The organism is Psychrobacter sp. GP33 (assembly GCF_014119005.1).
In the GTDB taxonomy this organism is placed as follows: Bacteria; Pseudomonadota; Gammaproteobacteria; order Pseudomonadales; family Moraxellaceae; genus Psychrobacter.
This window is the reverse complement of record NZ_JACGYX010000007.1, coordinates 16,581-38,047: the sequence shown is the minus strand read 5'-3', so window position 1 is coordinate 38,047 and position 21,467 is coordinate 16,581. Positions and strand designations below refer to the sequence as shown.

12 protein-coding genes are annotated in these 21,467 nt (G+C 40.8%); all 12 read right to left on the bottom strand.

What is annotated here, in order from left to right:
* The 12 genes from H2245_RS10150 to H2245_RS10095 all read right to left on the bottom strand — a co-directional run bounded on the left by H2245_RS10150 (position 1) and on the right by H2245_RS10095 (position 21,371).
* Complete coding sequence (locus H2245_RS10150; RefSeq protein ID WP_182407281.1) at positions 1-744, bottom strand: SDR family NAD(P)-dependent oxidoreductase; 744 nt, start codon at positions 742-744, stop codon at positions 1-3.
* 120 nt (positions 745-864) lie between these two features.
* Entirely contained in the window at positions 865-2,028 is a 1,164-nt protein-coding gene (locus tag H2245_RS10145) for a hypothetical protein (protein ID WP_182407280.1), read from the bottom strand.
* Between the two features lie 127 nt (positions 2,029-2,155).
* Positions 2,156-2,833, bottom strand: coding sequence for a hypothetical protein (locus H2245_RS10140; RefSeq protein ID WP_182407279.1), 678 nt, complete (start codon positions 2,831-2,833; stop codon positions 2,156-2,158).
* Positions 2,833-5,817 carry an ATP-binding protein gene (locus tag H2245_RS10135; RefSeq protein WP_182407278.1) on the bottom strand — a complete coding sequence of 995 codons (2,985 nt, stop codon included), beginning with the start codon at positions 5,815-5,817 and terminating at the stop codon, positions 2,833-2,835. The genes H2245_RS10140 and H2245_RS10135 overlap by 1 nt, the downstream gene beginning before the upstream one ends.
* A 31-nt stretch (positions 5,818-5,848) precedes the next feature.
* Positions 5,849-9,586 carry a DUF2357 domain-containing protein gene (locus H2245_RS10130; RefSeq protein ID WP_182407277.1) on the bottom strand — a complete coding sequence of 1,246 codons (3,738 nt, stop codon included), beginning with the start codon at positions 9,584-9,586 and terminating at the stop codon, positions 5,849-5,851.
* Between the two features lie 9 nt (positions 9,587-9,595).
* Positions 9,596-12,283 carry a hypothetical protein gene (locus tag H2245_RS10125; RefSeq protein ID WP_220464424.1) on the bottom strand — a complete coding sequence of 896 codons (2,688 nt, stop codon included), beginning with the start codon at positions 12,281-12,283 and terminating at the stop codon, positions 9,596-9,598.
* Positions 12,276-14,318 (bottom strand): hypothetical protein, encoded by a 2,043-nt coding sequence (locus H2245_RS10120; protein WP_182407276.1) that lies wholly within the window; start codon positions 14,316-14,318, stop codon positions 12,276-12,278. The genes H2245_RS10125 and H2245_RS10120 overlap by 8 nt, the downstream gene beginning before the upstream one ends.
* Entirely contained in the window at positions 14,315-17,857 is a 3,543-nt protein-coding gene (locus H2245_RS10115; RefSeq protein ID WP_182407275.1) for an ATP-binding protein, read from the bottom strand. Before H2245_RS10115 ends, H2245_RS10120 begins: the two co-directional genes overlap by 4 nt.
* A complete protein-coding gene (locus H2245_RS10110; protein WP_182407274.1) occupies positions 17,847-19,352 on the bottom strand; it encodes a protein kinase domain-containing protein in 1,506 nt (501 codons plus the stop codon). Before H2245_RS10110 ends, H2245_RS10115 begins: the two co-directional genes overlap by 11 nt.
* A 55-nt stretch (positions 19,353-19,407) precedes the next feature.
* A complete protein-coding gene (locus H2245_RS10105) occupies positions 19,408-20,154 on the bottom strand; it encodes a protein phosphatase 2C domain-containing protein (protein WP_259365175.1) in 747 nt (248 codons plus the stop codon).
* Positions 20,138-20,608 carry a hypothetical protein gene (locus H2245_RS10100; protein ID WP_259365174.1) on the bottom strand — a complete coding sequence of 157 codons (471 nt, stop codon included), beginning with the start codon at positions 20,606-20,608 and terminating at the stop codon, positions 20,138-20,140. Before H2245_RS10100 ends, H2245_RS10105 begins: the two co-directional genes overlap by 17 nt.
* 52 nt (positions 20,609-20,660) lie before the next feature.
* Complete coding sequence (locus H2245_RS10095) at positions 20,661-21,371, bottom strand: VWA domain-containing protein (protein ID WP_182407273.1); 711 nt, start codon at positions 21,369-21,371, stop codon at positions 20,661-20,663.
* Positions 21,372-21,467 lie beyond the last annotated feature (96 nt).

Below are 21,467 nucleotides of genomic sequence, written 5' to 3'. Positions count from 1 at the left end.
TTAATGTCCCCACATGCTGCCACAAGTCATGTCTAAGATACTTCCAGTCATGTAGCGACTATGTTCACTGAGTAAAAACGCAATACCCTCTGCTATCTCTTGAGGCGTACATAAGCGCTTAAGCAAGCTCTGATCGGCAATAGACTGTTGACGCTCGGCGCTCCAGTCAGAAGTCATTTCTGTGATGGTAGTACCGGGTAGTAGTAGATTGACTCGAATATTGTATTGACCTAAATTTCTTGCGCAGCTGGTAGTTAAGCCATGCATTGCTGCTTTGCTCGCCGAATAACTTGGTTTTCTCGCGCCAATATAACCAACTGGAGACGAGACGTTGATTATGCTACCGCCTTGCGAGTCTTGATGCATCCGATTATAGACGCCTTGGATCAGTCGAAACGGTGCGGTGACATTGACATCAAAGGACATCTGCCAGTCTGCTTCACTTAAATTCTCGATACTGTCGCCTTTAGAGATACCTGCCAAATTGACAAGACCCCACAATGGGGGCATACCATCTAATATCTCATTTACAGCAGCAACTAGTTTGATATCCTCTAATTCTATGCACAATACTTTGATATCTGTAAAAATAGATAAGCTCTCGAGTCGCTGTTTGTTATGATCAACTGCCAATACATGCCAGCCAAGCTGACAAAAGTAACGACAGCACTCTCGACCCATGCCGCCTGCGGCACCAGTAACAATCACTGTGCGTGCTTCATCATTCGATTTAATCATTTGCATAATGCCACTCATCTTATTATTAGTTAGTTATTATTTAGCTTACTTGTTACTTAAACCACTTATTATTTAGATTATTTTTATCTCAATTTTTTGATTGATTTTAACATTTGTTAGTACGTTTTATATAAAAAACAGCTTCCACATTTGGGTTAGTGCTTCAAGTGACTCTTGAGAGGTTTCTAGTGGTTGATACCCTACATTGCTCAAGGCAATATTCGCCCACATTTTATCGACCACAATATCTATAACAGGTGCGTTTAGCGGTTGAATATCTAGTAGTACTTGACAATTTAAATGACGTGTAAAATCTGAGCTTATACAACCTGCTAAGCCATCGATGAGTCGTGAGACCCACTGATACTCCATAGCAGATGAATGGCTAAATACTGATAGTGACGATGACAAGTAATCTGCTGCGCTATCATCTTGTCCGGCTTTTATCGCTTGAATAGCAAGCGCCGATAGTATAAATCCAACGGGCACACAAAGCGCAGGATGTGACAGCTCGTTCAATAATACTTTAGCTGTCTCTGGTAGCTGCAAGTCCTGCTCGCGCTCAAGATATAAGTAGCTGAGTCGTGACCAGCTGTGTAGATAGCTGATTTTGGCAGATAGATCTTCAGGATTAATACCCAGCTTATCTGTCGACATCTTGATGCTATTACGCAGTAACGTTTCAGCACGCATTCCCTCACCATTACGCATAAGTGCTGATGCGATGAAATTATATTGCTTGTCTAGCTGACCTTGACCTAGTGGCATAAGCTGATTGGATAATTGAAAGCAAGCCAGTGCTGCCTGCGGCTGATTACCACGCAAGTAGATTTCTGCTAAAGCGCCATAGCCTTTGGTCAATCCAAAGTCATCACGTAATGCGCGTGCTACTGAAAGATAATATAGCGCCCACTGCTGAGCTGCTTGCCAATGTCCACTACGAGTGTAGACTTTTACTATTCCTAGTGCGGCATCGTAAGCATAGTGCTGCCAGTCTAAGGTGTTAATACTGTTTTGAAAATGCGTGTGCGCCTCTACATACTTTCCTTGAAAATAGGCAAGCCACCCTTCAGAGCGCTTATACACACTAGCAGGTAGGCTATCCTCATCGTAGTCCGCCGACCTCAGTAACAGTTGACTAAGCCAAGGCTTGATGTCATCAATGCCTTTATCTAATAGCTTATCAACATATACTCGCAGTTCGTCATTCAGTCCTGCTTGATGTAGTCTGGTGGCGTGAGCGATTGCATCAAAGGAGTGATAGTGATTCATGGGGCGAATAGCGTTCAATTTGAGTTGTCCTAAGTAGTCGGAAAGATGTTAGACAAAGTACGTTTAGGTTGTAGGTGTCCTAAATTAGTTGACCACTACAGGGTTATACAGAACTATTTATATTATTGTTTTACTCAATCAACCATTAAGAAAGAAGCTTATCAAGCGTTTCTTTGCTAAGCAAGTCACTTAGATTATCATCAATCAAATCATAAATCTTCCGCTGCAACTCAGAAGTTAACTCTCCTTTTTGAAAACCATCAAGGTCAGGATTTAGTTGCGCGCGTTCAAATATATCAAGCATTGGCTTAAAGTGTCGTGGCTCAATACTAAGATCAGCGCCTGCCAGCCAGAATGACTCTGGAATATCTATTTCATACTTTTCTTTAATGGTTGCGATAGTCATAGCACTACCGATACTTGCATACTTCAGCTTATCAATATCTGAAAGATTATCCAGTTTTTCAATAGTTTCTTTGCTGAGTGTTATTTTCTCACGTAAGTGATCTATATACGCCTGATTGCTATCAAATTGCTCCGACGTTATACCTTCTTCAACTGCGTGCTCAGTGCGCATACCTAGCTCATACATATCACACTCATTTTGGTCTGGAGCAAATAAACCAAGCGCCTTGCCAACTGTAAAAGCAATATCACAAACTTTTAAAGCCATTGGAAAACCACGGCTTATAGCATCGATCATAATTCGGCCAGTAGGTATAACAGCCCCACCTACTGCAGCACAAATAGAACCTACAGCTGCCCCTATAGCTCCTAATCCGCCAGATAAAGCTGAAATACCAGCACCTATAAATCCCAACATTAATATTTTCTCCTTGTAATGGTATGAAGGTTTTCTTTACAGACAATTTTAGCATGATCCTTTTCATATAATGACTGATAGCAAGCTTGTAACTTCTCCCGCCACAGAGTTAGCGGCTCATCTTGAGAAGGCAAATATAAGTGATGAACAAGATGTTCAATTACTATTGACGTAGCGCCTACACGATCAACAGCTTTCTTTAATAATGATATCAAATCACGTTGGTTGGCATCACTTCGCTCATCCATATATTTGGAGTAAGCACTCAAAAGCCTAGTATCTGAACTAAAAGACAGTCTTTCTTGCCACTGCTCTATCGATGTTGTTAATTGTTGAGCCTGTAATGGTAGCAAGTGAAGATTACTTGGTAATTGATAAAACTGCCATGCACGTTCGCGAATTTTGGGTTCAATAATATCTAGTGGGATATCGGACTGTGTTTGGCGGTTAGTCTCCACCTTAATAAGCAACGATTTTTTCCAGCCTTGACTAAAGACTACGGCCTGTCCTGTTGCTAATCTGGATAAATGCTGCTGCTGCACTGATTCCAACGCCATAGTATTACCTATGGCTACCTTATCGTCTTCAGCGAACAACTTATGAACGATTTTAGTATTTGTATTCTTAAGTACTTCAGGAGTCAACTTATTAGGTATTTGATCTACAATGATTAAACCTTCACCATACTTTCGTACTTCTGCCAGCATATCGCTAAACATTTCAATCGCTTGCCTACGATTATTACTTGTTGACGGATCGGCTTTAGTGAGTAGGTGGTGAGCTTCCTCGATAAGTGTTAGGTGACGGAAACCAGGGTTTTTACGGTGCTCATTCTTTAGTGCTTGTATAACGTTGGTCATAATGAAAGCGATCAACAATGATTTTTCCGCACCATTACGAATCTCTTCAAGCTCAATCACCACTGGCCGCTTTATCAATTCTCTAAAATCGATAGAACGTAATGTATTAAATATTTGCCCTTTGGCACCCACTAACAATCCCTGTAAACGAGCTTTAATGGATCCGATGTAATCCTGACGCAAACGCTCATCAAACCCTTGTTCTTTTACAACAAGTTCTGTGGCTTCAAGCAAATCTCGTAGGATTGGAAATGGATAGCAGCCAGGAGCGAACGGATTATCATACAATGGATGCGTTGAAGTATTAATATCCCAACCCATTTTCTCATAGCAACGATAAACGGCAGCTTCCAACACTTGTGGAATAGCTGCCTCCATATCAAATGATGCTAAGAAGCTCGCCTTGATTATATCTACACGACTTGAAATACTCTCACCTGGCATCATTTCTAACGGGTTTAATTTTAGTGGTGCTAAATCGTCACGACCTGGTGTTAATATCAATAAATCATCATATTTATCGAGCAGCATACGATATTCAGTCTTTGCTGGCTCAATAACCAGAAAAGGCAGCATACTTTCATGTAGCAGATGATGACAGGTTGTCGTTTTACCACTACCTGTAACACCAGTAACAAATACATGCATGTTTAGATCACGACGATTAAGATTAACCTTTTTGTGCTTTAGCACCCGACCATCCTGAACTAGACTACCTAATGGTAAGCTATCAACTACAGATACTTTTGGTGGGTTTAAGCCAAAGGTCAACTGCTCATTAAGCTCTATGCCAACCACCTCTTCCTGAGGTAGTCCTGCTACTAAGCTTAACTCCTTAGGAGTGACATAAGCGCCCATCAGCACTTTTCCGTTTAGATTAACCCGTGACTTCAGGCTATCAAAGATATTCAAAACTTGCTCATTATTAGACTGTCGTGTAATAACTGGGATCTGTAGATTTTTAACACTTCGAACCCATTCTGGTAATGACGATATATTTAGCATCTGCAACGGATATTGATTACCTACATTGCCGCTAAATATTGAGCGGGTCACATCACCAAGCCTTAGTAGCGTATGCTGGCTATTTGCCAATAACGTAATAGTACATATAAAGCCACCACGGCTGCGACCGTAATCAACTCTGGGTAGCAACACCTCGTCTAAGTAGCTCAACCATTGTTGTGCTTGCCGATTATGATGTTCTGCAGAAATATTCAGAGTTTCGCCCTGATTTAGTGAAGCACCATAGTTAGTCCCATAGCTAGTCGACTCACTTTCGCCGTCTGATCTGCCTTTAGATGTTGAGGTTGAAGTGCCTTCGGTTCCAGTATCTGAGCTGTCTCGTTTACTGGTTGATCTTGTTGTACCTACATTTTTACCATTGGAAGAACCTGTATTCTCAGAAACGCTTGTTCCTCTACTTTGCCCTTTATTACTACCCCATGATTGAGCGCTTCCAGTAGTTTTCCCATGCTGAAGTGAAATACGAGCAAGGGGAGCAAGCAATTCATAGCCGCGATGCAGCCATTGCTCCAGCGTCATTATATCTTGCGATGCAACACAGGCAGCCGTAATCACAAGACAAAATTCACCGCCAGTCATTACATTGACCAGCCGATCAACCCCCTGAAAAAAAGCATTTTCTCCTTGAACTTGATCACCTACAGTTCCCTGTAATACACCTACATGTCGGTAGCCCTGTAGCTGATTAATTAGCTCACCACCATTGACTGCAGGCTGACTTACATCACTCCCTCGAAAGTTACCTTCAAAGCTAGGTTTTAGTATATTTTTTGAAATATCTGATATAGTAATATCAGGCTTAGGATATAAATAGTTACGCGCCACCCCTAAATAAAGCTCAACACCATTTATATCTCCTTTAAGCATATAAACCACGCTTGCTCCAGGATAACGGATACAACTGTAGACATTTTCCAAGACTTCACGGCTAGACTCGTCCGTAATATGACTTAAGCTATTGATCTGAAAAAAATGATAATCGTTGGCCTGTAAAGCATCACCTGACTGCAATCGTTTTGCTATAGCCATTTGGTCGGCGGGGCTATCAAGTGCTGCCAGTAACTTATCTAGCTGCTTGCTTTCTACAATGGTGCTCATAGCAATCCCTTAAAATTATGATTAACAAGCATTAAGCATTATTAACCAACTCGGTAATAGTGATTTGATCTGCCCCATCGTCCCCAGAAAGGTATAATTTCAATGCATAAAGCAAATCAGGAGTTCGGTAGTAACTGTCTGGCTTATTTACAGCTAACTTAACCCGGGCTACTACTCTTGATTGTTGGAGCTGATGAGCAAGTGCTTTACCTTGTTCGTCTGTGATTTTCTCTACCGTACCTAATAACTGTTTGGTTAAACTGCTATCAAGAGCAAAAAGTGAACTGATTGCTGGGTCTAAACTTTCACGTGTACGTAATAGCGCAAGCAGTAGTTCTAAGCGTAAGATAAACGAGTTCCATTTAAAGAACTTATCTTCTTTTTTGAGCCCTTTAATCTCATCTAACAAATGCTCATTGAGGCGTTTAGTAAGAGCTGTTACTTGATCTACTGTTAGTTGATGAATAACTAACTGATCACGCCACATAGCTACTGAGAGAATCTCGAGAGTAACAGCTCGTGTACCACCAGAGTCATCAATAGGCTCTAATATCTGTAGAAGTAATTGTTGCTGCCATGGCTGACTTACATCACCCAAAGCGTACTTAAATCTTGTATCCTCATAACGAAGCAACTGTTTATCAGTTGACGCTTGCAATAGATTATCTGCTGCAGGTTTGGGCATTAGCTTATGGCAATAATTTAAAAATAGCTTAAGCTCTCTTTCAAGCGTTTTATTGATACCTTGAAGTGTTAGTAACTCTTGTGCCTGCTTTATGGCTTGTTTACCTTTTTTCGCGAAGTATGTTGGTATATCCTCATCAATAAAGCACCGGCCTTGATCACTAAAAGTAAGCATTGGGAAACGCCAGCTCTTAGTCACACTTTTAAGCTCGAGCTCTGTAAGTTCTCCCTGAACGCCAATATTTGTTAAAACGAACTCATCATTCTTATTTTTACGAAGATTGCCTGAAAAATAATTTTCATTTACAATATCAAATCCATTAAAATCACTAAGATATACCTTGATGCTCTCATAGCTAGGATGCGAAGAATAATAACCAAAATTTCTATTATTAGCCCACTCGATATCTTCATAAGTAAAATTAAAGCGTTTATCACTACGACCGAACATTATAAAATGATAAATGTCATCGAGCTGATCTAAATTACGCTCAACCCATTCAATAATATTGGTTGGGCCTTTAACCCCCGGATATTCACGTAACTTTTCGAATACTAAACGCTCAGGAAATGCAGGAATTGCAACGATTCGATTAGCAATATCATCCTGTTTTTTACCCCATTGCGCATAAAGATAATTGAAAGGTTGATTGTCTATATCAGCAGGTTCAAAGCGCAACTTATAAGGTTGTTCATCACCGTAGGTATAGGTCAACGTCAGTTTGCAAGTACAGTCAGTTTTAAGCGGTTTCCTTAGCGACAACAACAGTGAGAATACTTGTTGATGACTATCTTTACCTTGGTAAATAGTAAAGCGTATTTCCTCTTGCTCACTTGGCAAGGTAAAACGTGTACTAATAGGTATATCTACTGGAATTCCACGTTCAGGCTTTACTGAAGTTTGTCTATTAACAAAATATAAAGCCTTTTCAATACCTTGAATCGGTAAACGAGTCATCAACTGTGGTAAATGATCCTTCCAAAAAACCTTATGTGGTTGCTTATACTGCTTCTCTAATAAACTTTGTGACCCTGAAAGCGGGTCACTAGCCAGCCACTGTGTAGGCTTAACACCCTTTTGTTGTTTGACTGCTGCTGAAACCGAAAGGAAATAAGTTTTTTCCTCTTTATTCTGTAATGCGTAGGTTTCTTTAAACAATGCATCACTAATATCAACATTCGCAACTTTGAGTCCAGTAGGTACACGATACCAGTGCTCACCATCATGTAGCACTAACTGCGCCTTACTTGATACTATTTCACTATAGCTGTAGAGCTCAATAAATCGCTTCGCTATATCATCGGGTAACCCTGAATTAACTAGGGCTTGCTGTAATAATTGCTCCTCTCCTTGATCAGAAAGCTTGATTGACGGATGCCTTTCAAGATACTCTTCACCTGGATTTTCACCCCAACAGTAATAAACAGGTGTTGAATAAATACCGTCAAGATCTGAGCTAACAACCATAATAAGATCATTACGCTTAAACTGTTTTTTCTCCAGTGTGGCATAGACTGCTGCAATACTTTTCGGTAGCGGCACGGCATTATTAAAGCTGCGGTTCATTTCTCGACGTAAATCACTGGTTTCAAAATCACTATGGTGATCACTCACCAAATAGTGCATTCCCTGAGCTGCTCGCACATGACTCGCTAATAACTCTACAAAGCCACCTAAGCGCCGAGTGTGGCTATCGCCCGTTACCTGAGCAAGCTCTCTAATACTAAATATTCTTTCATCAGTTGACAAAGAGTGGCTCTGACTAAAATCTAACCCTGATGCATCAAGAAACTTAGGCTCTATCCAGCACGCAGCTGCTTCATTCGTTTGTAACTTACAACTAGCTCCCTCAAATATTAGTGATACAAAGTCATCAGACGTCTTAACCAGCGGTTCTGCCGGTCGTCTTAGTCTATTATTACCGGGTAGCAATTCGCTAACAAGCCATTCGGCTAAGTCGGAAAAACCTTCTGGCATCGCTCGATACCAATTTTCATCTTGATCACAACTCTTAGAGCTAGAGCCTAGTTTTACCTCAATAAGACCATCTGTCTGCTGAAAATCAAGCTGCCAGTCTTGTATTTGTCCTGACGATACTTGCCGTTGGATTCTAATATTGCCTTCGGCCGATAGTGATAATAGCAATTTAGCCTGTGGGGTTATTTGTGCTTTACCACTTTTTTCGCCATTACCAAGATCAATAGCTATGACTTCAACTGGAACGAGCTCCTCAGTATTTTCAATAGCAGAGCTCACTGACAAATAATCGAGCTTGAATTGCCAAGCTTGGTCTAACAGTAAACAGCGCTCTGTGGCTGCTAGCTGTTTAAGAATCTCACCAAAGATAGCAAACCCAGAAGCAACGCCGTTTTTTTGTTGATGCTCACAATCATCTTCCAAGCGATTTAGTAGCTGCCATGCCCGCCAAACTTTGCGATATTGTTTATCTTGCAATAACACATTATTGGGTGGCATGTGCTGCCATGGCTTAATTGCAACAAACTCTTCTTGTCGTAAAGTTTTTTGTATTGAGTCAATGAGACCTTCTTGCCGCTCAGTTAATTTTATACTAGCTTCTTGGCGATCTAAAAGAAGGCCTTGAACGCGGATTAAGAAAGCCTTTAATAAGCGATTTTCAAGAGTATCGAAGCTCATCTTGCGCGTAGCAGCCAAAATATGCGGATTAGCCGCCAATTTTTCTCGCAGATTATTACCTGGTTTGCGACTAAGCCACTGTACCGAGCGACTATCCAAACGCTGGGCTAGGTAAACCGGGGTCATCTCATGAACCCGAATGATAGTTTGCCGAGGCATTATCAAAATACTACTAATAGCATTAGCACAGTGATCAATAAGATAGGTAAAACGGTCTTGTAAGTTATCTTTTTCAGACTCTCTAATATCTTGACCTAACCAATGGCTCATTCGTTGTGGTAGTGCCTCACCTGTGAGCGGATCAAAGTCTAGATTAATTAGGTAGCAGTGCTGCAATTGCAATAGCTGCTGCGCTATGGGTTCTGCATCCTGATAGCGGCGATAAAGCTGTCCAAAATAGTTCAACTGCTCATTTGCAACATCAATCATTTTGATTCCCTACCTACGCGTTCCGAACATCGAAATCAGGCCTTCTAATCTGGACGATGTCACATTGGACTGAGTAGGCTGCGATACAGCCTCAGGTTTCTCCAGTAAATTCTCTTCTGAAGCAGCTGCTTGGTTTAACACTGCTGATGACTCAGGATTTATAATCGACTGCGATACAGCCTCAGGTTTCGCCAGTAAATTTTCTTCTGAAGCAGCTGCTTGGTCTAACACTGTTGATGACTCAGGATTTATGTCGGATTTTTTAACCGAGGCTAGCTTAAATAAATTCTCATAGCGCTCATTACTTTGTTTATTATTCAAGTAATCAGCACTTACCCAACTAAACTGACCATGACCAATACGCATTGCTTTATCAAAATCATCAAGGATATCTAGCTTCTCTTTAGTTAAAAGCGCACGAATAGGGTCCAAGCAATGCTCTTTGGCATACCCGCGTGTCTCGATTCCACGCAGCTTAGGCATTACTTTCTGTACTAGCTGATCTTCAAAGGCAAACTTAAGCGCCTCTTTATACTCATCAGGAGAATTATCTGCATCTAGACCCATCACTAACGGATGATTAACCATATAGTATTCAATGGACTGCCAAACACGGTGTCCTAGCGCTTTACCATCAGCACCTAAACATTCATTAATATCTTCAATTAATTGCTTATAAGGTTTTATAATATCAACTGATAAACTACTTTGCGTATTAACCCATTGCCACCAAGTAGTCATTTTTAACAAATGTGCCTGCTGTGGTAATGCTTTAAGTTTTTCTCGACGATGCAAAGATTCTGGGCGCGGGAAGAATATTGATGTGCCACGATCAATTACCTTGTCTGACAAGGACTTAGTCGTTTCATCTTGGTTCATAGTGCCAGCAAACAGTAAGTTACGCCCTAGTGATAATTTATAAGGGTCAATATCAGAACCCAAGTTAATATCTATGTGAGGTAGCTCACTATTTTTAGCACCACGACGCTGCTCTAGCTTACTCAAGAAGTCTGCAAAGTAAAGCTCTACATGAGCAAGGTTCATTTCATCAAGCAATACTAAGCTCACGGTATCATCCAGACCGTTATAATTATCTTTAGGATTCTCACTATCCGTTACTAGTTTCTCACGACTCTGCACAAGAAAATTAAGCATTGGTTGCGCTTCATAACTATTACTGATTGAGTTAAAGTAACCCAGCATGGAGTCTTGAGAGTCCCAGTTTGGCTGTACGGGTACGTTGATGAAGTTAATACCACCAAAACGGCTATAAAGTTTGGGTAGCTCAGATTTCCCTGTGCCACTCACACCTGCTAATACGGTTAAAGGAGACCATTCAGCAATTTTTAATGCCGTATGGAAAGCACACAAAATACGATGAGAGAATTGCAGGCCATGGTTGTCAATACCTGAACGTATAGCTTCAAGCCAATCTAGCTCATTTATAGTTACTTCCTGTCGGCGTGGCACAAACTCTTGAATGTAAGGACGTTTAATATTTTTAATACGTTTTTCAAGACTTTCAGGGGTGTTATAAGCTGGTCTTAACCGCTCTAGGGTTTCTTGTAGTTTATTATTATCAGCTAAAACTGCCTTATAATTAACATCAAGACTATTAAGCTTACTTTGCAGACGCTCTTGGTCATACTCCAGTTGCTCTTGAGTATCCAACTTACTTTGAAGCTCACGTTTTTCACCTTGTAATTGCTGATTATCTTGCTCTAGTTTTGTGATTTCAGCACGGTGATTATCGTAATACTCTTCTAACTCTTGACTTGGGCGCTTAAGTTCTTCACGCAATACTATAAGCTCTTCGTTCTTAGCCGTAAGATCGCGTAATACTTCTTCTGGCAAACGGTTACCCAGCATTTTTTCAAGTTCATCGTATGAGCTGTTCAACTTATCCTGATGCTTGATACGATCTAAAAGACGTTGTTTATCCTCTTTAAACTGTTGATGAGTCTGTTCGAACTCTTCTTCTTTTGTTTTAATGCGTTCAGCTATTATCTGTTCTAGTGAAGCCTGCAATTGTTTGTTCTCACTCTGCTGAAACATAACATTATTCTGATCGCTTGTTAATGTAACCTTCTCCTGCTTTAACTCCTGCTCACGTTTTTTAAGATCATCTCGGTGCTGCCGTACTTCTGCTTCAAGCTCTTCGAAGTATTTTTCGCGCTGTTGTTGAATTTCTTGGTTTAACTTATTGTTAGCTTCTGAACGTCTCTGCTGTAGCTCTCGCTGTAAATCAGCTCGCTGCTCTACAAAATCACCATCAGCAGTTTCTTGTACTTGATAAAGCAGTTCACGCTCAACTTGCAGTTTATGCTCTTGATTAACGAGTTCAGCACGCTGTGCTTTAAGCTTTTGGCGGTCTTCTACAAGAAGCTGTTCACGCTCTGCAAACATCTCATCTCGCAAAGCTGGTAAGCCTTGTTCTATTTCTAGCTGCCGACGCTCTTGCTTCTGTTGGCGAGTTTCAAGTTCAAGGCTATAGGCATTAAGAGACTCTCTATCTTTAGCCAAACTCTGTTCACGCTGCTGCAAAAACTGCTGTTGGTTATTTAGTTGCTGCTGTTTTTCTTTTAACTCAAACTCTTCTTTTTTCAACGCATTCGCTTGCTTTAGAAGGCTCTGCTCCCGAAATTGGAGTTCAGTATTTTCCATTTTAAATTCTTCATCTTGTTGCTTATTATCCACAATATTGCTCCATCAAACGCTTAATTAGTTTAAATACCGTTTTCTCGATTTCGTTCAAGCTTTCATGCTGATCTAGTATTGGTCCAGAATGGCCTCTTATCTTATCTAGCCTATCAACTGCTTTAACAAATTCTTCAGCAGGCCAAAACTCTTTTTGCTGTTGATCAGTAATTTGCACCCAAAAAGCAATGAAGTTTGCTCCAAGGCTCGCATTTATGCCATTAATCGCTTGCTGAACTTTGTGCAAGTTACTCTTGATAATCTGTTCTGCGCCTAAGCTCGCTAACTGGCGTTTTGCATGCTCAATGTCTTTTGCTTCATATGCATCAAGTGACTGACAGGCCTGATAAAGTGCATGTTGCAATGCACCGGCAAGCGCATTGGTTCTGTCTCTAGCATCGTCTAAACTGGCAAATAGTAATGCATTAAACAATCCCTGATAGACATGCTCGCTCATTCGACTGCGCATTAACCCAAAATAGCTATCTAGCTTATGGCTAGCTTCTCTACGGATATCATCTTTATACCAGTTGGGAACATTTTTCTCTGGTATCCGATTTTTATTATGCTTTAACCAAACAGACAAAATTTCACGCACTCGCTCTACTAATAGATTGATAAATTCAACTTGTTTAAAGCCGATCTCATTGCTAATACTAGCAACATCGCCATGATCGATAGGGTTTCGCCAACGACGCAATTTAGCAATATCACTTAGCAGTTCAGGGTATTCCATAGCTAACTTAGCCATCGGCTGCTGGTCATCACTTCGTGCGGCAACTAAATGACAAAGTAACAATGGCGACATGACAGGCTGCTCTGCCTTAAGGTGAACAATACTACCCTTATTTACCTTAAGTAGGTTATTAACAAGCTTGCCACCTTCAACCTCAAATCCTAATTTTGATGCTATTTTTAATGCCAAGTCAGCATTACGCTGCTGATCAGCGGCTAGCTCATCAATACAACTATTAAGTTTAGAAAATGCATAACATTCAGCCAATATCTGTTCGATTTCGTGATAACTTTTGCTAATAAAGGATGAAAGATTGTTCTCGTATTCAGATTGCTCGATAGCATTTTTTACTTTTTTCTCTGTCAATGCTCGGTAAAGGCTACTCAATGATTTTGATTCTTGCATACCTTGAAGCTGATGATTTCTTCGGCCTTTTCGATCCAAGCTTTCATATGCTGCCTTTACTGATGAATTACTATCACGGTTTCTCCGATTATTAAACCCTCTGGTAAATCGCTCTTGGGTGGTTGAGTAGAAACCATCACTTACATAAAATTTATCTACACCTGCAACCATAAACGCATAGCAATGTAGATAGACTAATTCAGCATCTGGATTAATTGAAATAGTCCCGCTGCTGGTTACAAGACCATCGTTACTGCTACTATCTGAATAGGTTTTTAGCTTTTTATTTTGCTGTCGGGAACGCTTAATAATATTAATGACATCACGTTCATCTGGTACCTTTTTAGAATCTCTTTCACTCAACAATGGTAATGCTTTTATCTGTTTAGCATTACCGACACTTCCTTGAAAAAACTCAATAAATCCATCAGGTGTTTGTTCAGCATTAATTGGCTTTAGCTCGCCACGGCTAATCACTGGTAACCAGCAATCATTGATTAAATCAAAGTACACGGTGGCGCCTATTACCTGCGTTTGAGTGCTATTTATTTTATCAAGCACTTGCTCACCTTCATGGGTTAATCTGAGTCTATCAGTGATCAAATCTAGTTGCTGTAATTTAAGAATCAAGAACTCTGCAAGGCTGGAACGTTCGCCTTCCTCATTTGTAAGTCCCATCTGCTTGCTTAGTTGCTCAAGATTACTTCCTCCCTCACCTAATAAGCGCAACAGTGTGTTCTCAAAAATATTTAAGTCTTGGTCTGCTTTAGCCTGTAAAGAGATCGCAAAGCGTAAACACGGCCATAAGATATCTTGGGTTACTTTAGGATGATATCGAACAATAGAATGTGGTTGGTGCAGCACTTTAAATACTTTAGATTGACGTAAGCTCATGTAATTAATATCCCCTGAGAATCCCCTTTGCACAGTTCATAAAACGCTTGTAATTCAGGCACCGCCTGTTTTGCAATAGAAGCTTGAATAAGCTGACTATCGCCTACAAGAACCAACACCTTTTTTTGGCGCGTCACAGATACACATAGGCGATTCTTGGACATGAGGTGACCAAATACTTGCTGCTGTTCCTTAGCTAAGAAATTACGCTCTTGGAAAAATCTTGAACTTTGTGGTTGAGAACGCACCATCGATAAAAACACCACATCGAATTCCATACCTTGAAATGAATCAACGGTACCAATACGAATGCGCTCCTCTACAGCCTTCCCTTTACTGTCAAAGAGCATTTGATAACTCCTTGCAATAACATAGTTTCCTTGCTCGTCTTGTTCAGTAATTTGGTATTTAGCAAGTGCTTCCATAACCTTGTTAACCTGTTCTTTATAAAAAGAAATTATACCAAAACTGAGATTCGCTCCTTGTTCACTATCTATCCATTGCTTCAACTGTTTTGCAATTAGCTCCGCCTCTGCTTTTCTAAATCGGCTTTTTGTATCGCTACGAGCTTCATCTCCAAGCATTGATGGTACATCTATCCACACAGCTGCTTTATCTTCAATTCCTTCAAGCTTTTGTGAGAAATGACTTGCCGGCAAAGGCGATTTATACCCTTCTCCATAAGGCTCGTAAAATTGATCGCTGGCAAACTGTCCTAATAAAGGGTGGCTACGATATTGTGCATCTAACGTGATAGTTCTAGGCTTGCCATCTTGTTGCTCCAACTGTTTAGCACGATTGAACAAATATTGGAACATGCTTTCTTTAATATGCTGATCAAACTGCTCTCTCCCACCTTGCCATTCTACATCCTCAAAATCTTGTTCCATTTGCTCTAACAATGATTCGTCAACAATATGAGGCAGTTGACGGTGGTCGCCAACTAAGATGATACGATCTTTTGCTTGTACCATAGGAATCATTAAATCTCGTGGGCTAGCTCGAGCAGCTTCATCAACAATCACGGTGCTATACTGCAAATAGCCTTTACCATCACCACTTCTTGATTTGAAACGGCGAATTATTTTACCTTCAGATTGCCCTGTTGTAGCACCATATACTAAATTGTATTCTGCTAAAGCTTCTTGCACTAAGTGCGAGTTACCTTCTAAATCACCAAGATACTCAATTAGCACTCTATCTTTAGTAGCATGGCGACTACTATCTTGCAATAAAGTGATTGATTTTTGTATTGCTAGCTTGATGTCCTCTCTCGCTAAGGCTCGTTTGAGCTGAGGACGTGGCGTGAACTGCTTTAATAGTTGCTGTTTTACTTGTTTTAACTGTGATAAGAAATCTAACTCCTTTCCTAAGCGCCAAGTCATCGCTTGTTGTAATGTCTTTGAATACACATCTTCTATAAATATATCTTGCGCTTCAAGCCAAGCCATCAACGCTGCAGCTCTATTGACACCATCATCCATAAATGCAGCTTTTGATAGGCGTAATGAGCGCAAAAGAAGTATACCGTCGTGCTCACCCAATTGCTGATTACCTAAATCACTCCTCAGAACCTGTAGCAAGACTATTATCTCATCGCTACTTGGTATACCTGTTAACAGCGCTTTTGCTTTGTTAACTAGACGTAAGGCTCCACTATCGCTTGGCATTGCTGCATATGCTATGGCATCACGTTCGAGCTGTAAATAAGCAATACTCTCTTTTAAGTCTGGTGCATGCTGGTAAACTTTTTTTACTGTTTCCTGGCGCCATTCATCTAGTTTGATGTCAGTTGAGCTACTTTGATCTTCTTCACCTGAGCGCCGCCCAAACTTTATCGCTGGTAAATCATTAACGGATAAGCGGTCTATCAAGTTTTGTACCGCATCATGTTGATAACCAGAAACTAAAATATCACCCTGCACTGATTTACTCTTATCCTGCTCCTGATTAAGGCGCTCAATAATGGCGGTGATCACGGTCGTTTTCCCCGTTCCTGGAGGTCCTTGAATGATAGTGATATCAGGAGTATTTAAGGCAATCTTAATCGCTTTTTTTTGAATGTCGGTTGGCGGATTTTCAGGGAATATTTTTGCTTCAACAAAGCTTGATAATGGCTTTATATCGGGACGCTGAGTACGCCCACTAGGTAATACAGCACTCTCCTCTATCAGCAACCCAAGATGAGGCATCGCACTTTTACCTTCAATAATCGCATTGCGGGCAGCCATTCGTCGCTCAATTTGTACTTGATCCCCCATAATAGACTGTACAATTACCATATTATCCGAAGGTAAATCAGCTCCCTCAACTAAAATTCGATGCTGCTCGACCTTAATTATTTTTAAAATCTGAGTAAGATCATTACCTACTGGTGCTGATTTTTCTTGAAGATTAGCGTCTTCATTCTCTAAGCTAGGCTGTTGCTCCCAACTTGAAAGACCGCTATCAAAGCCCTTTTTTGTCTTATAATCTTCCAGCATCTGAGTGCTAAACGCCTGCCAATCCATCTCATTATCTTCAAGGTGGGGAATTAGCATTTCAGGGCTAACCATTAATAATGAATCTTGTGTTGTTAGTAACTCGCGTAAATCCTTTTTAACGTAGATAGCCAGCTGACTACCAGACTCACCGTAAATCTCACACTCTTCAGGAGCTACCTCAATACGACCAATTGCTCTGGCACGCTTTAGCAGTTGCTCACCTTCTGATTGACCATAACGATCCCATGTAGATAAATAACCTTTTTGATCTGCAATAATATTTTTCAGCTGCTGAGAAGCTAAGGAAGCTATTTTTTGTTGCTGTTCGCTAAAACTTAGCTGCAATTTAACTAAACGAAGCGTACGAGTGGGCGCAGTATGAGAGCGAGTTACTAGCTTACGTATCCCTAGGTAATCAAACTCAACTGCAGAATATTGCTGTATGGCTAATTGCAAGTTATCACCCAGCAAAACCAAGCCATTTTTAATCTTTCGCTGCATAGCTTCATTAACTGAAGTGGTATCACTTTCATTTTGCTCTATACGTTTAAGCTGATCTAGCGCTCCTTCTCCCAATATGGCAATTGCATACTGTTGATCTGGCTCGTCAGACAAACTTAAACTACAACTATGCTCAAGTGCCACTTTGATGGCATCGAAGTTCTTACCTAGATTTGCAGCTTGTGCCTGCTCCAATGTTCTCGGATCTAGAGCAATATCAATTGGACCTAGTTCAATTTCAGGACCATTAAACGAGGCAAGCGCCAACTCAAGCTGTATATTATCTTGCGGCCAATCCCTTTGCTCATGCACACGGGTTATTTCAACAAGGTTTGCATTAGCGCGGTCAAACCCAAGTGCTATATCATTAAATATTGCAGGCTCACGCAAGGTAATAGTAAACAGCTTGCCATTAATAATTAGCTGTAATTTACCCGTACGTGAACTCAAACGTAGCTGACCTAAGTTCCCCTGTTTAAAAATCAGTCCTTTACTATCGAGTGGCTCTATCCAGAAAGTATGGCTTATTTCAATATTCAGTTGTTTAAATCGCATTGTTTTTATAAACCTTAATCTCGATAACTATGGAGTAAGGAGCATGCAAGTATAACTGCACACCTTCCTCAAGCTGTTGCCTCTCAAGTAACCACTGACTGATTAAGGGACGAAAATGCCCACTATTATCTGTCACATCTACTCGTATATCTTCTGCTGATACATACATAAACCAATCTTGCTCAACCTGATTAATTTCAAGCATTGGAGCATTATGATTATCAATATCAAAACAGCCTGATAATCGTCTTGGTAGTCGTAGGTCTTGACCATCAATAAAAGGTGAAACCCAAGTCCATGCCATTTCGCTTGCACCCTCAGATGTGCAAAAATAACTATTGACCACTAAAAGCTTTTGGTATTGATGATTACAATAAGGGCAGGACTGTTCAGGGTTTGAATGCTGGTAATAATAGCTCATCCCGCAGCGACACTGGATAGAACTATCAGCTGCACTGGCTAACAAACGTGGCAGTGAATGAAGACTAGGACGCTGCCAAGGCGCGGTGCGTCCTTCACCAAACATTTTTTGAAAGAAACCTAGTAGTGAAGGTGTTAAAACCAAATGAGAGGGAAGCCCGTTAGCAGCTTTGCGATTACTATCATCTTCAGCATCAAATATAAACGGAAGCCTACCTTGCTCTGCTTGAACCTCTAGACTTGCATCTTCATTTTCAGAATCATCCGCTGCCCAGTCGTCTTCATCATCTTGGGCATCAACAAAGCGCTGCCCATCAAAAGCACCTGACATAGTTAACATTTTAAATGCTAAAAGCGACAACGAATAAGCATCACTCACAACCCTAGCGCCATCTTCACCTTTAACGACTTCTGGTGCACCATATTGTGGTGTTATGACACCTGACTTAGCATTTACCACCTCAAAGCGCAGATTATCGGCATCAATCATCCACACTTCACTGTGTTCTGGTGCCATTGAGCAGTAAATATTATCTGGAGACACATCCATAAATACCACCCCGACACTGTGCAACCTTAATAACTCGATAGTCGCCTGAGCCAGTAGTTCCAGCCTTCGCTTAGTACCGCCATTTTTGGCATACATAGCTAGCGGATAGGCCGTTTCTAAAGCAACATCTTTATTAAGCCAAACTGGTGGCTTATACTTGCTTTGTTCCTTTTTAGCTAGATTGCTAATTTTTTGTGGCAACCAGTCACCTATTGGCTGCATATCTTGCATCATCTGCATCACATAGCCAGCTCGCTCTTCAAGCAGATAAAGAGGCCTGGTAATGTGCATATCATTATTTAGTGGCAACAAGTATAGGCTCTCAATTTGCTCTTGAAACTGTTTCACCTCTGCTTTATCTGTAATTTCCTTGTGGTTTTTAAGCGGCATCTTAACCAATATTTCAGGATCTGAAGTTCGATATACGACTCCTTGCCCGCCTTTCCCTAACTCTTTAGTGAGCTCATGCCATTGGGATAACTGATCTTTAACCAATCTTGATTCGGATTTTTTCTGTTGTGTCATATAAAAACTCCTATACTGCCCATGAGAGTTAGCGTAATCCAGAAGGTGAACTTTGCTATGGATATTGGCGAAATAGAGCAACAATGGTCTTATCGTCACTATGACCGGCAACCGGCCACTGGCTAATCCAGCGCCGTACGTCAGACATAACTTGCTCGTCTGCTAATATCTGATATTGACTCAACAACTCAAGGTAAAAGCTAGTCTTATGCTCTAATGCTAGGTCATCAGCAATACCGTCTGTTACCAAGAAGCAAGCATCAAGCTCTACAGTTGGCTGCAAACAAAACTGCCACTGGCTGGCTTGTAACTCTTGACCTAAAGAATATGTTTGATTTGCAAATAGGTCGTCATTTTTCTCCGTTAAAAACCGAACCTTTTTCTCATTGCCATCCTGATTTGAAGTAACAATACAACAATCACCGTCCCCAAGCTGGGCGATTAAAGTCTGCTCCTGCCATACAATTGCAAAGAGTGCCGTGCAGCGACATTGCTCAATATCTACGCCATTAAGTTCTTCTAGCCAGAAGTTATAGAATAACTCAATCAACGACAGTGGCTGAACTACTGATCCGTTTACAGAGTGCTGAGCTAATCTTTGCACAGCCCGAGTTACGGCTTGAGCACCTAAGTGTGATAGAGACTTGCTTCCTAAGCCATCAGACAAAGTAATTAATATTGGATTGCTTTCAAGCTCTAGATAGTAGGCATCCTGATTAGGTAAACCAAGACGTTGATGAAGTGGACCTATTTCACTGTCACCGAAGCCTCGCCATGCTAGCGTGTTACCACTCATCATCATTCTCTGATTCGTTTTCAATAATAATTTTAGTTAAATCAAATCGGTGTGATGGGGCAACCCCAACAGCTTTTGGTCGGTAGATTGTATGCAGAGCACGATCTAACCCATCAGCACGAAAGCTATGATTCGATAGTGTATTTAGCTGTACTAAATCAGCATCACCGCCAACACCAACCAGATATAGATTGTCAAACTGGCTAAGCTGGTGCCGTTGCTGTACGTTTAGTTTAAAGTAGCCATCTGTTAGCACTAAAAGTGTTACCTCAGGATTTGCTTCACCCCAATCGCAAAGCCTAGCAATATCACTACCACCTTTAGTGACTGGCAGCTCTATATCTGCTTCAGTTAGCCAGTCGATTTCTGCAATATCCTCTCGCCAACTGAAGTAATGTGTGTTCTTAATATCTTGTGCAGTAAATTGACGGATATAACGCAGCAGGTTAATCAACAACATTGGTTTGCCATATTCCGTCATACTTCCGGAGCAGTCTATTATGCAGTGCAGCTTATGAGAAAGGATCATCATTATCCTCAAATTCTTCTGATTGCTGGCTCAGTTCTTCCTCGATTAACTTATCAATCTCTTCTGATTTGGGTATAATATTTGCATTTTGGCTATTAGTACGAGTAGTCACTGACATGGTTACGAATTTAAAGCACTCTTGAATTTGTGAAGCATCTTGAGCGGTAATTACTTTATTTTCTGTACCCGAAATAAACTCATTTAGCACAGTATTAGAGGCTTCACCACCTATAGCCATTGCCATACGATCACATTTTTGTGAGCGTCCTTCATTAACTAGAGCGCGTAACGGCTGCTGCCAAGAGTCACTTGGCTCACCATCTGAGACTAAAACAATAGTTGGACGATAAGCACGCGACGGTGTCACTTCCTTATCTTCAATCATTGCTTTTGCCATCGAAAAAGCGGTTCCCATAGGAGTGGCACCGCTGACTTGCATGTCTTGCCATTCAATATCTTTAGCAGAAGTATAGGGGGTGTGCAGCAATACCTCAGCACCAAAAGTGATGATTGAAACTAGAATCTCAGTTTCATTTTTTTCCGCGGCAGCGAAGTCTAAAATCATTTCTTTTACTGCCGCATTAAGTTGATTAATTTTATCACCATTCATGCTAGTACTTACATCAAGCAGCAGTACTACCGGCAAAGGTTTCGCTTTAGCTACAGTAAAATCAGCAGGATTAAATCCAGTCATAATATTGTCCTTTTAGTTTAGTTATCTTAATTATTAAATCAGCAAATAATTTGATACGTTGAGTTACAGTAACACTTTTAAAAAAAATAAGGAGTT